The 15,488-nt window shown below is 67.2% G+C and carries 17 protein-coding genes; 12 read left to right on the forward strand and 5 right to left on the reverse strand.

The genetic code is table 11. The features are described 5' to 3' along the window. The first annotated feature begins 2 nt into the window (after window positions 1-2). Both ACW170_RS07145 and ACW170_RS07150 read left to right on the forward strand, forming a co-directional pair. Window positions 3-983, forward strand: coding sequence for a type II secretion system F family protein (locus tag ACW170_RS07145; protein WP_492088950.1), 981 nt, complete (start codon window positions 3-5; stop codon window positions 981-983). Between the two features lie 10 nt (window positions 984-993). Beyond that, window positions 994-1,974 (forward strand): type II secretion system F family protein, encoded by a 981-nt coding sequence (locus ACW170_RS07150; protein WP_492088951.1) that lies wholly within the window; start codon window positions 994-996, stop codon window positions 1,972-1,974. Between the two features lie 14 nt (window positions 1,975-1,988). Here the strand turns inward: ACW170_RS07150 and ACW170_RS07155 are convergent, their stop codons facing one another. Together ACW170_RS07155 and ACW170_RS07160 are read right to left on the reverse strand one after the other, a co-directional pair. Next, the gene (locus ACW170_RS07155; protein ID WP_492088952.1) at window positions 1,989-2,420 is read right to left on the reverse strand and encodes an SRPBCC domain-containing protein; all 432 of its coding nucleotides are present in this window, start codon (window positions 2,418-2,420) and stop codon (window positions 1,989-1,991) included. Window positions 2,421-2,461: 41 nt separating this feature from the next. Further along, window positions 2,462-2,812, reverse strand: a complete 351-nt coding sequence (locus ACW170_RS07160) for a hypothetical protein (RefSeq protein ID WP_492026597.1) — start codon at window positions 2,810-2,812, stop codon at window positions 2,462-2,464. A gap of 87 nt (window positions 2,813-2,899) precedes the next feature. Between ACW170_RS07160 and ACW170_RS07165 the strand changes: the two genes are divergently transcribed. The 5 genes from ACW170_RS07165 (at window position 2,900) to ACW170_RS07185 (ending at window position 8,034) form a co-directional block, all read left to right on the forward strand. Continuing rightward, entirely contained in the window at window positions 2,900-4,213 is a 1,314-nt protein-coding gene (locus tag ACW170_RS07165) for an amidohydrolase (protein WP_492088953.1), read from the forward strand. 109 nt (window positions 4,214-4,322) lie between these two features. Beyond that, window positions 4,323-4,832: a hypothetical protein gene (locus tag ACW170_RS07170; RefSeq protein ID WP_492088954.1), complete on the forward strand. Its 510-nt coding sequence runs from the start codon at window positions 4,323-4,325 to the stop codon at window positions 4,830-4,832. A gap of 16 nt (window positions 4,833-4,848) precedes the next feature. Then, entirely contained in the window at window positions 4,849-5,541 is a 693-nt protein-coding gene (locus ACW170_RS07175) for a PspA/IM30 family protein (RefSeq protein WP_492088955.1), read from the forward strand. A gap of 8 nt (window positions 5,542-5,549) precedes the next feature. After that, window positions 5,550-6,185, forward strand: a complete 636-nt coding sequence (locus ACW170_RS07180; RefSeq protein WP_492088956.1) for a YqiJ family protein — start codon at window positions 5,550-5,552, stop codon at window positions 6,183-6,185. A 28-nt stretch (window positions 6,186-6,213) separates the two neighbouring features. After that, complete coding sequence (locus ACW170_RS07185) at window positions 6,214-8,034, forward strand: flotillin family protein (protein WP_492088957.1); 1,821 nt, start codon at window positions 6,214-6,216, stop codon at window positions 8,032-8,034. A 75-nt stretch (window positions 8,035-8,109) separates the two neighbouring features. Here ACW170_RS07185 and dapE read toward each other — a convergent pair whose 3' ends face one another. After that, window positions 8,110-9,312 carry a succinyl-diaminopimelate desuccinylase gene (gene dapE, locus ACW170_RS07190; RefSeq protein ID WP_492088958.1) on the reverse strand — a complete coding sequence of 401 codons (1,203 nt, stop codon included), beginning with the start codon at window positions 9,310-9,312 and terminating at the stop codon, window positions 8,110-8,112. 42 nt (window positions 9,313-9,354) lie between these two features. On the opposite strand from dapE, the gene ACW170_RS07195 reads away from it, so the two are divergent. Both ACW170_RS07195 and ACW170_RS07200 read left to right on the forward strand, forming a co-directional pair. After that, complete coding sequence (locus ACW170_RS07195; protein WP_492088959.1) at window positions 9,355-9,831, forward strand: cupin domain-containing protein; 477 nt, start codon at window positions 9,355-9,357, stop codon at window positions 9,829-9,831. Continuing rightward, complete coding sequence (locus ACW170_RS07200) at window positions 9,828-11,093, forward strand: MFS transporter (RefSeq protein WP_492088960.1); 1,266 nt, start codon at window positions 9,828-9,830, stop codon at window positions 11,091-11,093. The genes ACW170_RS07195 and ACW170_RS07200 overlap by 4 nt, the downstream gene beginning before the upstream one ends. A 47-nt stretch (window positions 11,094-11,140) precedes the next feature. Here the strand turns inward: ACW170_RS07200 and ACW170_RS07205 are convergent, their stop codons facing one another. Continuing rightward, entirely contained in the window at window positions 11,141-12,166 is a 1,026-nt protein-coding gene (locus tag ACW170_RS07205) for a 2'-deoxycytidine 5'-triphosphate deaminase (RefSeq protein ID WP_492088961.1), read from the reverse strand. 81 nt (window positions 12,167-12,247) lie between these two features. Between ACW170_RS07205 and apaG the strand changes: the two genes are divergently transcribed. Further along, window positions 12,248-12,655, forward strand: a complete 408-nt coding sequence (apaG, locus tag ACW170_RS07210; RefSeq protein WP_492088962.1) for a Co2+/Mg2+ efflux protein ApaG — start codon at window positions 12,248-12,250, stop codon at window positions 12,653-12,655. Window positions 12,656-12,842: 187 nt separating this feature from the next. Here the strand turns inward: apaG and gcrA are convergent, their stop codons facing one another. Then, entirely contained in the window at window positions 12,843-13,379 is a 537-nt protein-coding gene (gene gcrA, locus ACW170_RS07215) for a cell cycle sigma 70 cofactor GcrA (protein ID WP_492088963.1), read from the reverse strand. Between the two features lie 263 nt (window positions 13,380-13,642). Between gcrA and ACW170_RS07220 the strand changes: the two genes are divergently transcribed. After that, window positions 13,643-14,473, forward strand: coding sequence for an ABC transporter permease (locus ACW170_RS07220; protein ID WP_492088964.1), 831 nt, complete (start codon window positions 13,643-13,645; stop codon window positions 14,471-14,473). A gap of 38 nt (window positions 14,474-14,511) precedes the next feature. Beyond that, a complete protein-coding gene (locus ACW170_RS07225) occupies window positions 14,512-15,405 on the forward strand; it encodes a M28 family metallopeptidase (RefSeq protein ID WP_492088965.1) in 894 nt (297 codons plus the stop codon). Window positions 15,406-15,488: the final 83 nt, after the last annotated feature.

Consider the following 15,488-nt stretch of genomic DNA (forward strand, 5'->3'; position numbering starts at 1 on the left):
ACATGTTGCCGATCCTCGCGGCGGTCCTCGCCTTCATCACCATCGGCGGTCTGGGCTGGGTCTTCGTCGGCGGAGACGATTCTTCCGGTCAGGCGATCAAACGCGCCAAGAGCCTGGGCGAAGGCAAGCGCGACGCCGCGGTCGCTCGCAAGGCCGCCGCCGCCGCCAATACGCCCGAGGCGCGGCGCAAGCAGATCATGGTCCAGCTTCAGGAGGCGGACCGGCGCGAACGCAAGGCGCGCGCCAACATGGCCTCCAAGCTGAAACAGGCGGGTCTGTCGATCAGTGTCCGGACCTTCTATATCGCCAGCGGCGTCATCGGCCTGATCGCCGGCTTCGCCGCCCTGCTGGGCGGCCTGAATATACTGCTGGCGCTCGGCGTCGGAGTGGTCGTCGGCCTGGGCCTGCCGCGCTGGGTCGTCGGCTTCCTGGCCAAGCGGCGGATGAAGAAATTCTCGCTCGAGTTTCCCAATGCGGTGGACGTCATCGTTCGCGGCATCAAGTCGGGCCTGCCGGTCCACGAATGTTTCAAGATCATCGCCCGCGAGAGCCCCGCACCCCTCGGCCCGGCGTTCAAGAAGCTGGTCGAGGCTCTCGGCGTCGGCATGACGCTGGAGCAGGCGCTGGACAAGATGTTCGAACAGATGCCGACGCCCGAACTGCGCTTCTTCACCATCGTCATCGCCATCCAGCAGAAGACCGGCGGCAACCTGGCCGAAGCCCTGGGCAATCTGTCGACCGTGCTGCGCGCCCGTCGGATGATGGCCGAGAAGGTCAAGGCCCTGTCGTCCGAGGCCCTGGCTTCCGCCGGCATCATCGCCGCCCTGCCGCCGGCGGTCATGACCATGGTCATGTTCTCGAGCCCCAGCTACATGATGATCCTGTTCACCGACATGCGCGGCAACTTCCTGCTGCTGGTCGCGGCCGCCCTGATGAGCCTGGGCGTCTTCGTGATGAAGCGCATGATCTCGTTCAAGATCTGAGGCGGGGACCATGCAGGGCTTCATCCGCTTCATCACCGATCCGCAGAACCTGCTCAGCCTCGGCGTGGGCGTGTTGGTCTTCGCCACCGTCCTGACCCTGCTGTCGTCGATGACCGGCGGGGTCAAGCTGGACAAGCGGATGAAGGCCGTGTCCGAACGCCGCGACGAGCTTAAGCGTCGGTCGCGCGCCGCCATCCACAGCGGTCCGGGCGGCCTGCGTCACACCGACGACGGCGGCTTCAAGAAGCGGGTCGTGGACCGGCTGAACCTGACCCAGCTGCTGGAGGATCCCAAGGTCGCCGACCAGATGGCCCAGGCCGGCTATCGCGGGCCGCGCCCGCTGACCACCTTCTACTTCTTCCGCTTCGCCTCGCCCTTCCTCTTCCTGGTCGTCGCGGCGTTCTACATGTTCGTGATCAAGATCGTGGACTGGCCCACGATGCAGAAGATCACCGCCTGTATGGCCGCCGCCGTGGCCGGCTTCTATGCGCCCAACCTGTTCCTGACCAACCGGATCACCAAGCGCCGCACCTCGATCATGCAGGCCTTCCCCGACGCCCTCGACCTGCTGCTGATCTGCGTCGAGGCGGGTATGTCGATCGAGGCGGCCATCGCCAAGGTCAGCCAGGAGATCGGCACATCCTCCATCGATCTGGCCGAGGAGCTGTCCCTGCTGTCGGCCGAGCTCTCCTATCTGCCCGACCGCCGCATGGCCTATGAGAATCTGGGCAAGCGGACCAATCATCCCGGCGTCAAATCCGTCGCCGTCGCCATGACCCAGGCCGAGACCTACGGCACGCCCCTGTCCTCGGCCCTGCGGGTCATGGCCAAGGAAAACCGCGATCTGCGGCTGTCTACGGCCGAGAAGAAGGCCTCGGCCCTGCCGGCGCAGCTGACCGTGCCGATGATCCTGTTCTTCCTGCCGGTCCTGTTCATCGTCATCCTGGGCCCGGCGATCCTGAACATTATGGACACCATGGCCAAGGGCTAAGATCAGGCTTCCATTCAGGCTTCGGCCGCCGCCTTCAGCCGATCGACAATGTCCTGGTGCGCATCGCGCAGGGCGATCCGGTGCTTGTCGTGGAACAGCTCGCCCCTCAGGCCCGCGAACTTGTGCGCCGACGAGACGATGCAGCTGCCCTTTTCCAGCTCCTCGATGTCGATGTAGCGCAGGGTGCGGAACAGGAAGCCCCGGTTCTCGGTCCAGACCAGCCGCACAAAGGGGCGCCAGTCGGCGACACGGGCGGTCGCGCGTCGCTCGGGCTGGCCCGGAAAGGCCTCGGTCAGGCTCAGCTGACCGCCGAAGGCGATGGCGCCCTCGACCTCCGTCTCAAACGAATTCCATTCGCTCCAACGCGACAGGTCGCTGACCAGCTCCCAGATCCGGTCGGAGGTCGCTCGCACGCCGGCGCGTTTCTCGATCTTCGTGTCGTCCATGCCGCCGATCTGGCACGACTGGACGGCGGAAGAAAGACGTCTCAGTCGGGGACGACCACCTTCAGCCGCCGCCCATCGTCCAGCCCCAGCCGCGTCTTGACCTCGAACAGGTCGGCGCCAGCCGGGATGATCAGCAGTTTCTTGGGATGGGCGGCGTTGACCGCCACCACACCGCCCTTGGGACAGATGTCGAAACAGTCGGTCCCCGCCACGGTCAGCTCGCCCTTGCGCCCCTTCTTGCCCTTCTTCAGGTGCAGATATTTGCGCAGGGCCTTCTTCAGGGTCAGGTCGCCGTCCGGGCCGAACCCGCCGTCCAGCTTCTTCGAACATTTACGGCACACCAGCACGACGTCGCGCCACTCGGTCGTCGTGCTCTTGATCGGCTTGGCCATGATTCGAGTGTCGCCGAGCGATGGGCGTTGCACAAGCGCGGCGGGCGCCCTCATCCTGCGGCTCTGACGATTTCACAGGATGATCACATGCGCCGCCTGTTCGCCGCCTCCACCCTGACCCTGCTGCTCGCGGCGGGCGCCGCCCCGGCCCAGGCTCAGGCCCAGGTCTCTGCGGCCAGCGTGGACGCCGCCATCCAGCGCGTGACGCCCCAGGTGGTCGAATGGCGCCGCGACTTCCATCAGCATCCCGAACTGGGCTTCGCCGAGACCCGCTCGGCCGCCGTCATCGCCGACCATCTGCGGTCCCTGGGCCTGGAGGTCCGCACCGGGGTCGGCAAGACCGGCGTCGTCGGCGTCCTGCACGGCGCCCGTCCCGGCCGGGTCGTGGCCCTGCGCGCCGATATGGACGCCCTGCCGGTGCAGGAGGCGACGGGACTGGATTTCGCCTCGACCGCCACAGGAACCTATATGGGCAATACGGTGCCCGTGGCCCACGCCTGCGGCCACGACATGCACATGGCCATGTTGATGGGGGCGGCTGAAGTCCTGGCCGGGATGAAGGATCAGATCGCCGGCACAGTGGTCTTCATCTTCCAGCCGGCGGAGGAGGGCGCACCTCCCGGCGAACCCAAGGGCGGCGCCGCCCTGATGATCGCCGAGGGCGGGCTGAACGATCCGAAGCCCGAGGCCATCTTCGGCCTGCACGTCGTCCCCGGCCGTCCGGGCAGCGTCTTCTACCGCCCTGAAGGCTTCATGGCCGCCTCGGACCGGGTCGATATCGTGCTGAAGGGCAAGCAGACCCACGGCGCCTGGCCCTGGCGCGGCGTGGACGTGATCGCGGTGGCGGGCCAGGTGATCGAGACGGTCAACACCCTGACCGCCCGCACGGTCGATCCGACCACCACCCCGACGGTCTTCACCATCGCCACCCTGAACGCCGGCGTCCGCTATAATATCATCCCCGACAGCGCGACCCTGTCGGGCACGCTTCGCACCTTCGACGTCGCCCAGCGCGACGCCCTGGTCGCCCGCGCCGAGACCGGCATCGACCACGTCGCCGCCGCCTATGGTGCCACCGCCGAGTTCGGCGTCAAACAGAACGCCGCCCTGGTCTTCAACGACCCCGGCCTGTCCGCCTGGCTGGCCCCGGTCCTGACCGAGGCGGCGGGCGCCGACAACGTCAACCCCGCCACGCCTCCGACCACGGTGGCCGAGGACTTCAGCTATTTCCAGCAAGCCATCCCGGGCGTCTTCTACCATCTTGGAGTCAGTCCCGACGGCGTGGACCCGTCCCAGTCGGCGCCCAACCACTCGCCGGCGTTCTCGCCGAACGAGAAGGTGTTGCCGCTGGGGGTGAAGACGCATGTCCTGACCGCGCTGCGGTTTTTGGAGCGCAGGTAAAGAATGGGTGCTGCCCGAGATGCCCTTGCAGAGACCAAATCTGGCGGCCCAAGCGTGACTGCTGAGTGAGAATGTTTACAAACGAAATACGATGTAATACAAACTTCGCATGGCTTCCCTGACCACCCCTCTCAGTGTCCGGCTTTCTGAGGACGACACCAGCTTCCTTTCGAAGCTGGAGATCGACGGCGCGGTGACGGCCAGCGATAAGATTCGCGGTCTTATCAGGCAGGCGCGGCAAAGGGCTGAGCCGCTCGATTCCTTTCCCGCGGCCCTGGCGGTCAGTCACAATCACATGGCCGCGACGGTCCGTGCGGTCCGCATCATCGAGCAGGATCTGGACCGTCACTCAGACGTCGCAGTGGGGTTGATGAACATCGCCGAGGAATTCCTGGCCCTGGCCCTGACCGCCCCGCGCCCTGGCTCGACGGGCGTTTCGGACGAGCTTGTCCGGCACGAGGCGCGACTGGTGGATTGCGCGACCCGGATGACCGATCAGCTGTTGCGCTGGGCCCTGACGCCCACTGCTCCGGCCTATGACCCCGCCGTCATCTCTCGCCGACTCGCCGAGTCGGCCGAACTGATGCGGCTTGTTTCTGCGGCCCTGGCCGCGCGCTAACGGAAGGATCAAGAGCATGGCGGATACACTTAGCGCTCGCGTCGGCCGCATCGTCTCGGGCAGTGCGCACGCGCTGATCGATACGATCGAAGGCGCCATGCCGGACGCCATCGTCCAGCAGACCCTGCGTGAAATCGACAAGGCGGTGGACGATGTTCGCGCCGAACTGGGCCGCACCATCGCCGGCAAGCATCTGGCCAACAAACGGCTGACTGAACAGAGCAGCCGTCACGAGGAGTTGGCGGGCCAGATCGAACTGGCGCTGCGTGAAGGCCGCGAGGACCTGGCCCGCGCGGCGGTCGAGCATCAACTCGACGTCGAAGCCCAGGTCCCCGTCCTGGAGGCCACGGTGGCCGATGCCGGCAAGCGCGAGATCGAGTTGGAAGGCTATGTCGCCGCCCTGCTCGCCAAGCGCAGGGAGATGGAGGAAGCCTTCCAGTCCATGCTTCTGGCCCGGGCGCGCGGCGCCGAGGACGCAGGTGCGGCCACGGGCGGTGTGGGCTCCGACGGCAAGCCCAGCGTGACCCGCCGCGTCGAGAACGCGACCGGCGCCTTCGACCGGCTGATGGCTCGCGAAGGGGCGCCGCCCCTGGGGGGCGTTGACCGCGAGCAGGGCGCCAAGCTGGCGGAACTGGACGGTCTGGCGCGCCGGAACCGCGTCGAGGAACGTCTCGCCGCCATCAAGGCGCGCACCGGCGACAAGGGCTGACGCCGCCGATGTGGGGGTTTCTTTTTTCGCCGGACAATGTGCCCTTTGTCGCGGCCCTCGTTCTGATGATGCTCATCGGCGTGGTCGAGGCCCTCGGTCTGGGCGGCGGCCTGGCGGCCGGCGATGGGCTCGACGGGGTGGACGCGGACGTCAATGTCGAGACCCCCTCGCTTCTGTCCTGGCTGAATGTCGGGCGGTTGCCGCTGCTGATGTTGATCGTCGTCTTCCTGTTCGCCTTTGGCATGACGGGGCTGATCGGCCAGAGGATCGTCGCCGCAATTTTCGGCCAACCCGCCCCTTGGTTTCTCGCGGCCCCGCTGGCCTTCGCGGTTGGCCTGCCGGTGACGCGAGTCTTCGGTCGCGGCGTCGCCAAAATCATGCCGCGTGACGAGACCACGGCGGTTTCGCGCGACAGTCTTGTCGGGCGGGTGGCGGTCATTGTCACAGGGGAGGCGCGCCACGCCAGCGCGGCCGAGGCCCGCGTGCGCGACGAGCATGGCCAGGTCCACTACGTCATGGTCGAGCCGGACAACGCTACAGACGTCTTCGCCCAGGGTAGCAGTGTGCTGTTGGTCCGGCATGCGGGGGCCAAATACTTCGCCATTCACAACACCAGCGCGTCGCTGCTCGACGCGTCTGTCTGACGACTTTTCAAGTTTAGGGGCCCTTCAAATGAACTCGCTCATAGAGATCGCCATTCTGTCCGGTGCAGGGCTTGTCGCCCTGTTGATCCTGGGCCTGATCTTCGCTCGCCTGTACAAGCGAGCGTCTAAGGAGACTGCCTTCGTTCGCACCGGCTTCGGCGGCGAGAAGGTCGTCATGAACGGCGGCGCCCTGGTACTGCCGGTCCTGCACGAGACGATCCAGGTCAATATGAACACCCTGCGTCTGGCGGTTCAGCGCAGCAATGAACAGGCGCTGATCACCAAGGACCGCATGCGTGTCGACGTGCTGGCCGAGTTCTATGTCCGGGTTCAACCCAGCGCCGACGCCATCGCCTCGGCCGCCCAGACCCTGGGCTTGCGGACGATGCACCCCGAACAATTGAAGGACCTGGTCGAGGGCAAGTTCGTCGACGCCCTGCGCTCGGTCGCGGCCGAGCTGACGATGACGGAGCTGCACGAGCAGCGCACCCACTTCGTCCAGAAGGTGCAGCAGGTCTCGTCCGAGGATCTGCTGAAGAACGGTCTGGAGCTTGAGACCGTGTCGCTGACCGGCCTCGACCAGACCGCGATGGAGCATTTCAATCCGTCCAACGCCTTCGACGCCGAGGGTCTGACGCGGCTGACCGAGGAGATCGAACTGCGCAAGAAGCTGCGCAACGATATCGAACAGGACACCCAGGTCCAGATCCGCACCAAGAACCTTGAGGCCCAGCGCCGTACGCTGGAGATCCAGCGCGACGAAGAATACGCTCAGCTGGAACAGGAGCGCGAGCTGGCCAATCGTCGGGCCGAGCAGGGCGCGGACGTGGCCCGCCAGGAGGCCGAGAAGGCGCGCGAGGCCGAGGCCGCCAAGATCACTTCCCAGCAGCAGATCGAGCAGGCGAGGATCGAGGCCGAGCGTCTCGTCGCCCAGCAGCGCATCGCCATGGAACAGGAAGTCGCCGAGCGCGAAATCTCCAAGGCCCGCGCCGTCGAGACCCAGGACATCGAGAAGGCCAAGGCGATCGAACTGTCCGAGCAGGATCGCGACATCGCCGTCGCTGAGAAGTCCCGCGCCCAGTCCGAAGCCAAGGCCGAGGCCGACAAGGCGCTGGCGCTCGCCGTCCAGGCCGAGGAGCAGGTCAAGACGATGCGAGACCGCGAAGCCGCTGATCGTCAGAAGATCATCGAGCTGATCGAGGCGACCAAGGAGGCCGAGCGCGAGGCCATCACCGTCCGCGTCGCCGCCGAGGCCGAGAAGATCGCCGCCGCCGACCAGGCCGAAGCCCTGCGTGAACAGGCGCGCGGTCAGGCCGACAAGACCACGATCGAGGCCGAGGCCCAGGCCAAGGCCGTGCGCGCGGCCGCCGAGGCGGCGCGGGTCCACTACGAGGTCGAGGCCGCCGGCCAGCAAGCCTTGAACACTGCGGCGAATCTGCTGTCTGCCGAACAGGTCGCGATGCAGATACGCATCAAGCTGATCGAGAACCTGGACCGTATCATCGCCGAGTCCGTCAAGCCGATGGAGAGCATCGACTCCATCAAGATCGTCCAGGTCGAAGGCCTGAACGGCGGCGGCGCTTCGGCCGGCGCGGGCGCCGGCGGCTCGCACGACGGCAACCTGTCGGAACAGGTCGTCAGCAGCGCCCTGCGCTATCGCGCCCAGGCCCCACTGGTCGATCAACTGATGGCCGAGGTGGGCCTGTCTGGAGCTGATCTGAAGGGATTGACCGGCGCACTACGGACGCCGGAGCCCGCGCCGAGCCTGCAAAGCGCGCCCTCGGCTGACGAGGCCGCCGCCCCCGGGCCGGCGAAGAAGAAGCGACCGGACGCCGCCCAGGCGGACTAGGTCTCGGCGGGACGAGCAGGCTTGGCCTGTTCGTCCCTTGGCTTTCACAGCGTGATTGAGTCTATTTCCCCGGCTTCACAGCCGCTCGAACACCGTCTCGATCACCCGGCGATAGACCGCCGTCAGTGTCTCCAGCTCCGCCGTCGGCACCCGTTCGTCGATCTGGTGCATGGTCTGGCCGACCAAGCCCAGTTCCAAGACCGGGCACAGGGCGCGGATGAAGCGGGCGTCGGAGGTGCCGCCGGTGGTGGAGGCCTCGGGGCGGCGGCCGGCGACGGCCTCGACCGCGTCCTGCACCGCCGCGACGAAGACGCCGGGCTCGGTCAGGAAGGCCTCGCCCGAACACAGGTGCTCCAGGCGGATCTGCAGCCCGGTCTCGGCCTGCATGGCCCCGGCCTCGCGGTTCAGCCAGTCGATCAACCCGTCGCCCGTATGGCTGGGATTGAAGCGGATGTTCAGCCGCGCCTTCGCCTCGGCCGGTATGATGTTGGTCGCCGGATTGCCGATGTCGATGCTGGTGATCTCGAGGTTCGACGGCGGGAAACCCTCATAGCCGTCGTCCAGCACATGGTCGTTCAGCCGCGCCATCAGCCGGGCGATCACCGGCGCCGGATTGGCCGCCCGTTCCGGATAGGCGACGTGGCCCTGTTTGCCCGTGACCGTGATCCAGGTGTTCAGCGAGCCGCGCCGCCCGACCTTGATCATGTCGCCCAGGTGCTGCGACGAGGACGGTTCGCCCACCACGCAGGCGTCGATCACCTCGCCCTCGGCCATCAGGGTCTCGACCACCCGTTTGGTGCCGTGCAGGGCCGGGCCTTCCTCGTCGCCGGTGATCAGAAAGGAGAGGGAGCCCTTCGGCTCGCCCCCATTTTCGGCATGATGGGCCAGCACCTGGGACACGGCGGCGACCCAGGCGGCGATCCCGCCCTTCATGTCCACCGCGCCCCGGCCATACAGGACGCCGTCCCTGACCTCGGCAGTGAAGGGCTGGGCCGACCACTGCTCCGACGGCCCGGTCGGCACCACGTCCGTATGGCCGGCGAAGCACAGATTGGGCGAGGCGGTTCCGCGCCGCGCATACAGGTTCTCGATCCGCGCATGGACCCCTTCGCCCCCCGGCCCCTCGAAGGCCAGACGGCGGCAGTGGAAGCCCAGGGCCGTCAGATGGCGTTCCAGCACGTCCATGGCCCCCTCGTCGGCGGGGGTGACGGACGGAATACGGATCAGGTCGCGGGTCAGTTCGACAGGATCGATCACAGGAGTTGATGCGCGGCTCATGCGGCTATGCTTTACGGACATCGCGTCACGGCGAGAAGTCCCATGCCCAAGATCGACATCGACGCCGCGCCCCGGGGCGACGGCACGACCTATCCGGACGAATTCGCCGGCCCCTGCCTGTCGCGCCGCCGCTGGAAGCTGGGCGATGCGGCGGGCCTGAGCCAGTTCGGCGTCAACCTGCTGCGCCTGCCCGACGGCGCCTGGTCCAGCCAGCGGCACTGGCACGAAGCCGAGGACGAGTTCGTCATGGTGGTCGAGGGCGAGGTCGTCCTGGTCGAGGAGGACGGCGAGACCGTGCTTCGCGCGGGCGACTGCGCCGGCTTCAAGGCCGGCGTTCCCAATGGCCACCGGATCGAGAACCGATCCGGCCGTGAGGCGGTTCTGCTCGAGGTCGGCACGCGCAGCCCGACCGTCACCCCTTGCGACTACCCCGACATCGACATGGTCCTGCCTGCGGGCGCGGACCGCTACTTCCACCGCGACGGTTCGCCCTATCCGAAACAGCCCAGACGCACGTGACCACAGACTCTACCGACACCGCCCTTGCCGAAGGCCCCTCCAGTCCCTGGGGCATTCGCGACTTCCGCCTGCTGTGGTTCGGCCGTGTGGTCGCCGTGCTGGCCATCCAGATCCAGTCCTCGGCCCTGTTGTGGCAGGTCTATGAGATCGCCCGGCGCGATCACCCGATCGAGCAGGCCAGCCTGTATCTGGGCCTAGTCGGCCTGTGTCAGTTCCTGCCGCTTCTGGCCTTCACCCTGCCGGCCGGGGCTATGGCCGACCGGCGCGACCGCAAGCGTACGGTGTGGATCTCCATCCTGGTCGAGGCGGCCTGCGCCGGGTCTTTCCTGGCCATGGCCCTGCACGGAAACCCGCCCCTGTGGGGGTTGCTGGCGGTGGCGGCTTTGTTCGGCGCGGCCCGGGCCTTCCTGGCGCCGGCCAGCCAGGCCTTCCTGCCGATGGTGGTGGGGCGCAAGGCCCTGCCGCCCGCCATCGCCGCCCAGTCCATCGCCTTCCAGACCGGGGCCATCGCCGGTCCGGCCCTGGGCGGGGTGATCGTCGGGGTCAACGTGCCCCTGGCCTATGCCGTGGCCCTGGGCATGTTCCTTCTGGCCGTGGCGGCCTTCCTGCTGATCCGCACCAGCGGCAAGCCGGCGCCCCAGGCCAATCCCCTGTCGCCGATCGACTCGGTCAAGGAGGGGCTGGCCTATGTGTGGCAGACCAAGATCGTCCTGGGCGCCATCTCCCTGGACCTCATCGTGGTCCTGTTCGCCGGCGTGGCCCTGCTCACGCCGATCTTCGCGCGCGACATCCTCCACGTCGGCCCCCAGGGGTTCGGCCTGTTGCGGGCTTCGTTCGGGGTCGGCGCCATGGCGGTGGCCATCTATCTGAGCCGCTATCCGATCGTGCGGCACGGCGGCCGGTGGATGTTCGCGGCGGTGGCGGTGTTCGGCCTGTGCACCCTGACCTTCGGCCTGTCCAAGATCGTCTGGCTCAGCGCCCTGGCCCTGCTGATCGGCGGCGGTGCGGACATGATCAGCGTCAATATCCGCCAGACCCTGATCCAGCTGGCCACGCCCGACCATATGCGCGGCCGGGTCTCGTCGGTCTCCATGCTGTTCATCGGCGCCTCGAACGAGCTGGGCGAGGCCTATTCCGGGGTCATGGTCCGGCTGCTGGGCGCGGTCGGGGCGGCGGTGTTCGGCGGGTTCGGCGCGCTGGCGGCGACCGGCGCCTGGTCGGCGATGTTCCCCGGGCTGAGGAAGGCGGACAGGCTGACGTGAAGTCTCCGTCTCTCCCTCCCCCGCAGGGGGAGGGAGAGGTTTGTGGCTCACCACACCCTGAAATGCTTCGACAGCTTAAGGCCCTGGTTCTGATAGTGACTGCCGCTCTCGCCATACAGGCGGCTGGGCCGTTCGGTCAGGGGTTCGTAGACCAGGCGGGCGACGATCTGGCCGTGTTCCAGCAGGAAGGGGGTGTCGTGGGTGCGGACCTCCAGCACGCCCTTGGAGCCGGCGCCATGCGCCTCGTCCGTACCGAAGCCGGGGTCGAAGAAGCCGGCGTAGTGGACGCGGAACTCGCCCACCGACGGGTCGATGGGGGTCATTTCGGCGGCCTGATCGACCGGGATCTCGACGTCGTCGGACGAGGCCAGGATATAGAACTCGCCCGGATCCAGCAGCAGTTCGCCACGCCGCAGCGTCAGCGGCTCCCAGAAATCGCGCGGGTCGTGGCCGTCGATATGGTCCAGATCGACCACCCCGGCATGGCGACGCCCGCGGAAGCCGACGATGTCGCCGCCTTGCAGATCGACGCCGACGCTGCGGGTCTCCAGCTTGGGCGGATCGCCGGCCTTGAGCCGCAGCTGGTTCAGACGGGTGCCGGGGCGGACCAGGATGGAGAAGGTCTGGGGCGCGACCTCCATATAGAGTGGGCCGTCATAGCCTTCGGCCACATCGTCGAAACTGGCGCCCTGATCGGTCAGCAGGCGCACGAAGACATCGACCCGGCCGGTCGAGCTCTTGGGATTGGCGCGGGCGATCAGGCCCTGGGGCAGTTTGAGCCGCTCTTGAAGGCGCACGATATAGACGCAGCCCTTTTCGAGCACGACGCCGGCGTCGGTGATCTCGATGGCGTGCATGGCCACATCGGCGATCCGTTCCTCGACCTTGCGACGGCCGGGCAGGAAGGAGGCGCGGACGCGCCAGGCCTGGTCCGACAGGCGCAGGTCCAGACTGGCGGGCTGGACCTGGTCGTGATCGAATTCTGTGTCCGACGTGATGGCGCCTGTGGCGATCAACGTCTCAATGGACTGGGCGGGCAGGATGCCGGGACGGGGCGCTTGGAAGGAGCTCATGGCGTCTGTCTCACACGGTTTTCGCGACTTGTCTCCAAGTCGCGCTTGCAGCCCGCGCGCGGCGGGGCGAGCATATAGCCCATGCACGATGGTCCTGCCTATACCGCCGAAACGAACGGCATCCTGATCCGGGTCCGGCCCAGCTATCTGGCGGGCCAGTCGGATCCTGACGAGGGCCGCTGGGTCTGGGCCTATCAGGTCGAGATCGTGAACCTCAGCGGATCGACGGTGCAACTGATGGCGCGCCGCTGGACCATCACCGACGGCCACGGCCATGTCGAAGAGGTGCGCGGGCCGGGCGTGGTCGGCGAACAGCCGGTGATCGAACCGGGCGGCAGCTATGCCTACGCCTCGGGCTGCCCGCTGCCGACCGACAGCGGGTCGATGGTCGGCGCCTATTATATGACGGACGCGGACGGCCGCAGTTTCGAGGCGGAAATCCCGGCCTTCTCGCTGGATACGCCCGATGCGCGGCGGGTGCTGAACTGATCGAAAAGCGGATGGGGCTGCGTCAACCCGGATGAACCGCAGCCCCGCCCCCTGAAGTCTCGCCGGCCGCTTGCGCAGGCCGGCGAGGGGGAAGTCGGCTCCCTAAAGAGCATCTGTGACGCGGGGATGAACCCGCGCGAAGCGCGGCGCTCAAGCAGCGAGCGACCGCGTCGTGAGCGTAGCGCCCTCAAATGTAACGCCGCAGGCTGCGGGCCAGGTCCGAACCGCTTTCCTTGCTGCCGCGACGGACTTGCGGCTGGTAGGCGACGCGGGCGTGTTCGACGCAATAGACGCCTTCCGAGGCGCGGCGGCCGCAGAAGCTGAACTCGCGCGACGACGGGTCGCCGATCGGCCATTTGCACATGTGCGCGCCCAGGGTCATCACCGTGGCCGTGCCCGGCAGATCCGGGATCGGAGCGGGCGCCGGGGCGGCCGGCTGAACCGGCTTGGGTTGGACGGCCTCGAGGCGACGCGGCGCCGAGGGCTGGGGCGCCTGGGTCGTGGTCACGGCCGGACGCGGGCGGGTGGTGCGGAAGGTCGTGGCGGTGCGCGCCGGCTGCGACGGGGCGGCCCGGCCCGACAGGCCCAGACGGTGCACCTTGCCGATCACGGCGTTGCGGGTGACCCCGCCGCCTAATTGTTTGGCGATCTGGCTCGCGGACTGGCCCTCAAGCCAGAGCTTTTTAAGCGCGCCTACGCGGTCGTCGGTCCAGCCTGCGGTCATGCCACCCTCCAGCGAGTTTGGATTCAATATCTAGGTTCAGGCTCCCCCTCCGGGGTCTTGACCTACCACTAATCGTAAACCAGCCGTTAAGAGACGCAAGATGTGCGAATCACACTGTCCACAGAAACCAGATATTGAATCTTCGTTAAGGTTAAGCCGGGGGGGGATGACGTGTGAACCGTGAGCCAGCGAAGGTCACGATTCACCAATCACGAGTCACCACGCTCTTGCGAAGCCCGGCCCCAAAGCGCATCTGGCGGCCCATGACCGAGACGCCCGACCTGATCGCTACCCGCCCCGCCGGCCTGCCGCAGCCGCGGCGTTATCCGGGGGTCAACTGGATCGGGGTGCAGACCCTGTATCTGCGCGAGGTGCGGCGGTTCTGGAAGGTCGGGGCTCAGACGGTGGCGGCGCCGGTGGTGACGACCCTGCTCTATATGCTGGTCTTCGTGGTCGCGCTTCAGGACGCCCGGCCGCCGCTGCACGGCACGCCCTTCGCCCTGTTCGTCGCGCCCGGCCTGATCATGATGGCGGTGCTGAACAACGCCTTCGCCAACGCGTCGTCCAGCCTGATCCAGGCCAAGATCATGGGCACGGCCACCGACTTCCTGACCCCGCCGCTCAGCCCGCTGGAGCTGACCCTGGGCTTCACCCTGGGCGCCGCGACGCGCGGGGCGGTGGTCGGCCTGGTCACGGCCGTGTGCGTCCTGCCGTTCGCGCCGCTGGGAGTCGCCAATATCTTCGCCATCGTCTGGTTCGCCCTGGCGGCCAGTTTCATCATGGGCATGACCGGGGTGCTGGCGGGCCTGTGGAGCGAGAAGTTCGACCATCTGTCGGCAGTTCAGAACTTCATCGTCATGCCGATGACCTTCCTGTCTGGCACCTTCTATCTGGTCGAAAACCTGCCCGAGCCGTTCCGCTCGCTCAGCCGCTACAATCCCTTCTTCTATCTGATCGACGGCTTCCGCTACGGCTTCATCGGCCATGCCGAGAGCAATCTGACCGTCGGAGTGATCGGCTCAGCCGTGCTGATGGTCGTGATGGGTGTCGTCTGCTGGCGCGTGTTCCGCTCGGGCTGGCGTCTGAAGAGCTAGGCGGCTAACTCTGGCGGATCACCCTGGGGAGGTCCGCCATGCTGTTCCGTTCATTTGTCGCCGCTGCGGCGCTTCTTGTCGCCGTTCCGGCCACAGCCCAGGATACGGGCGCCGCGATCCAGACCGCCGCCGCTGCCTTCGTGAAGCCGACGAACGCCGAGCGTATGGCTGTGATCGTTGATCAGCTGACCGCCGCCGGCCTGCCGCACGAAATCCAGAGCTTTGAGGGCGGCAATCCCCGCACCGGCCCCATGGCCGGATCCAACGTCGTCGTCACCCTGGGCGACGGCCCCAAGGACATCGTCCTGACCGCCCACTATGACGCGGTGAAACTGCGCGACGGGTCGATGTCTCAGGGGATCGTCGACAACGCCGGCTCGGTCCTGGCCATGATCGAGGCGATGAAGACGCTGAAGGGCCAGACCACCGGCCACCGGCTGATCTTCGTCCTGACCGACCAGGAGGAGCTGGGCCTGATCGGCGCCAAGGCCTGGCTTGACGCCCATGACAAGAGCCGCATCCACGCCGTGATCAACGCCGACGTCGCCGCCTATGGCCGCACCGTCATGTACGGCGAGAACAACGGCGCCCAGTCCGGCTTCGTGCTCTCGGCCCTGCGCAGCCAGTGCGCGGAGCAGGCCGTGAACTGCATCGCCTTCCCCGTCTATCCGCCCAGCGACGACCGGGTCTTCTCGGCGGCGGGCGTGCCCGTGGTCTCCCTGGGAACCCAGGACGCCGTCGGCGCCCACCAGATGTGGCTGGCCTTCAACGGCGGCGAGGACAACGGCCTGAAGGAGGGCTTCGTCCCTCCGGTCTTCCAGCGCATCCATTCGCCCGAGGACAAGCTGTCGTACCTGAACGGCGAGGACGTCGCCCGTTTCGGTCGGTTCATCGCCGATCTGACCCTGCGGCTGGACCGAACGGCGCCCTGACGAAAGCCCATGGCGACGGTGTTGACTAACACCGTCGCCCGTCCGACAACGCCTGTCCCTATGAAACCGGCTCCGTCGCGCCT

Source organism: Brevundimonas sp. FV2ps16 (assembly GCF_058681075.1).

Coding starts and splice junctions, on each gene's coding strand:
- ACW170_RS07155 (WP_492088952.1), bottom strand. CDS start 2,420: ATGGACGACACGAAGATCGAGAAACGCGCCGGCGTGCGAGCGACCTCC.
- ACW170_RS07160 (WP_492026597.1), bottom strand. CDS start 2,812: ATGGCCAAGCCGATCAAGAGCACGACGACCGAGTGGCGCGACGTCGTG.
- ACW170_RS07220 (WP_492088964.1), top strand. CDS start 13,643: ATGACCGAGACGCCCGACCTGATCGCTACCCGCCCCGCCGGCCTGCCG.
- ACW170_RS07205 (WP_492088961.1), bottom strand. CDS start 12,166: ATGAGCTCCTTCCAAGCGCCCCGTCCCGGCATCCTGCCCGCCCAGTCC.
- dapE (WP_492088958.1), bottom strand. CDS start 9,312: ATGAGCCGCGCATCAACTCCTGTGATCGATCCTGTCGAACTGACCCGC.
- ACW170_RS07175 (WP_492088955.1), top strand. CDS start 4,849: ATGGCGGATACACTTAGCGCTCGCGTCGGCCGCATCGTCTCGGGCAGT.
- ACW170_RS07185 (WP_492088957.1), top strand. CDS start 6,214: ATGAACTCGCTCATAGAGATCGCCATTCTGTCCGGTGCAGGGCTTGTC.
- gcrA (WP_492088963.1), bottom strand. CDS start 13,379: ATGACCGCAGGCTGGACCGACGACCGCGTAGGCGCGCTTAAAAAGCTC.
- ACW170_RS07225 (WP_492088965.1), top strand. CDS start 14,512: ATGCTGTTCCGTTCATTTGTCGCCGCTGCGGCGCTTCTTGTCGCCGTT.
- ACW170_RS07150 (WP_492088951.1), top strand. CDS start 994: ATGCAGGGCTTCATCCGCTTCATCACCGATCCGCAGAACCTGCTCAGC.
- ACW170_RS07180 (WP_492088956.1), top strand. CDS start 5,550: ATGTGGGGGTTTCTTTTTTCGCCGGACAATGTGCCCTTTGTCGCGGCC.
- ACW170_RS07145 (WP_492088950.1), top strand. CDS start 3: ATGTTGCCGATCCTCGCGGCGGTCCTCGCCTTCATCACCATCGGCGGT.
- ACW170_RS07195 (WP_492088959.1), top strand. CDS start 9,355: ATGCCCAAGATCGACATCGACGCCGCGCCCCGGGGCGACGGCACGACC.
- apaG (WP_492088962.1), top strand. CDS start 12,248: ATGCACGATGGTCCTGCCTATACCGCCGAAACGAACGGCATCCTGATC.
- ACW170_RS07170 (WP_492088954.1), top strand. CDS start 4,323: ATGGCTTCCCTGACCACCCCTCTCAGTGTCCGGCTTTCTGAGGACGAC.
- ACW170_RS07165 (WP_492088953.1), top strand. CDS start 2,900: ATGCGCCGCCTGTTCGCCGCCTCCACCCTGACCCTGCTGCTCGCGGCG.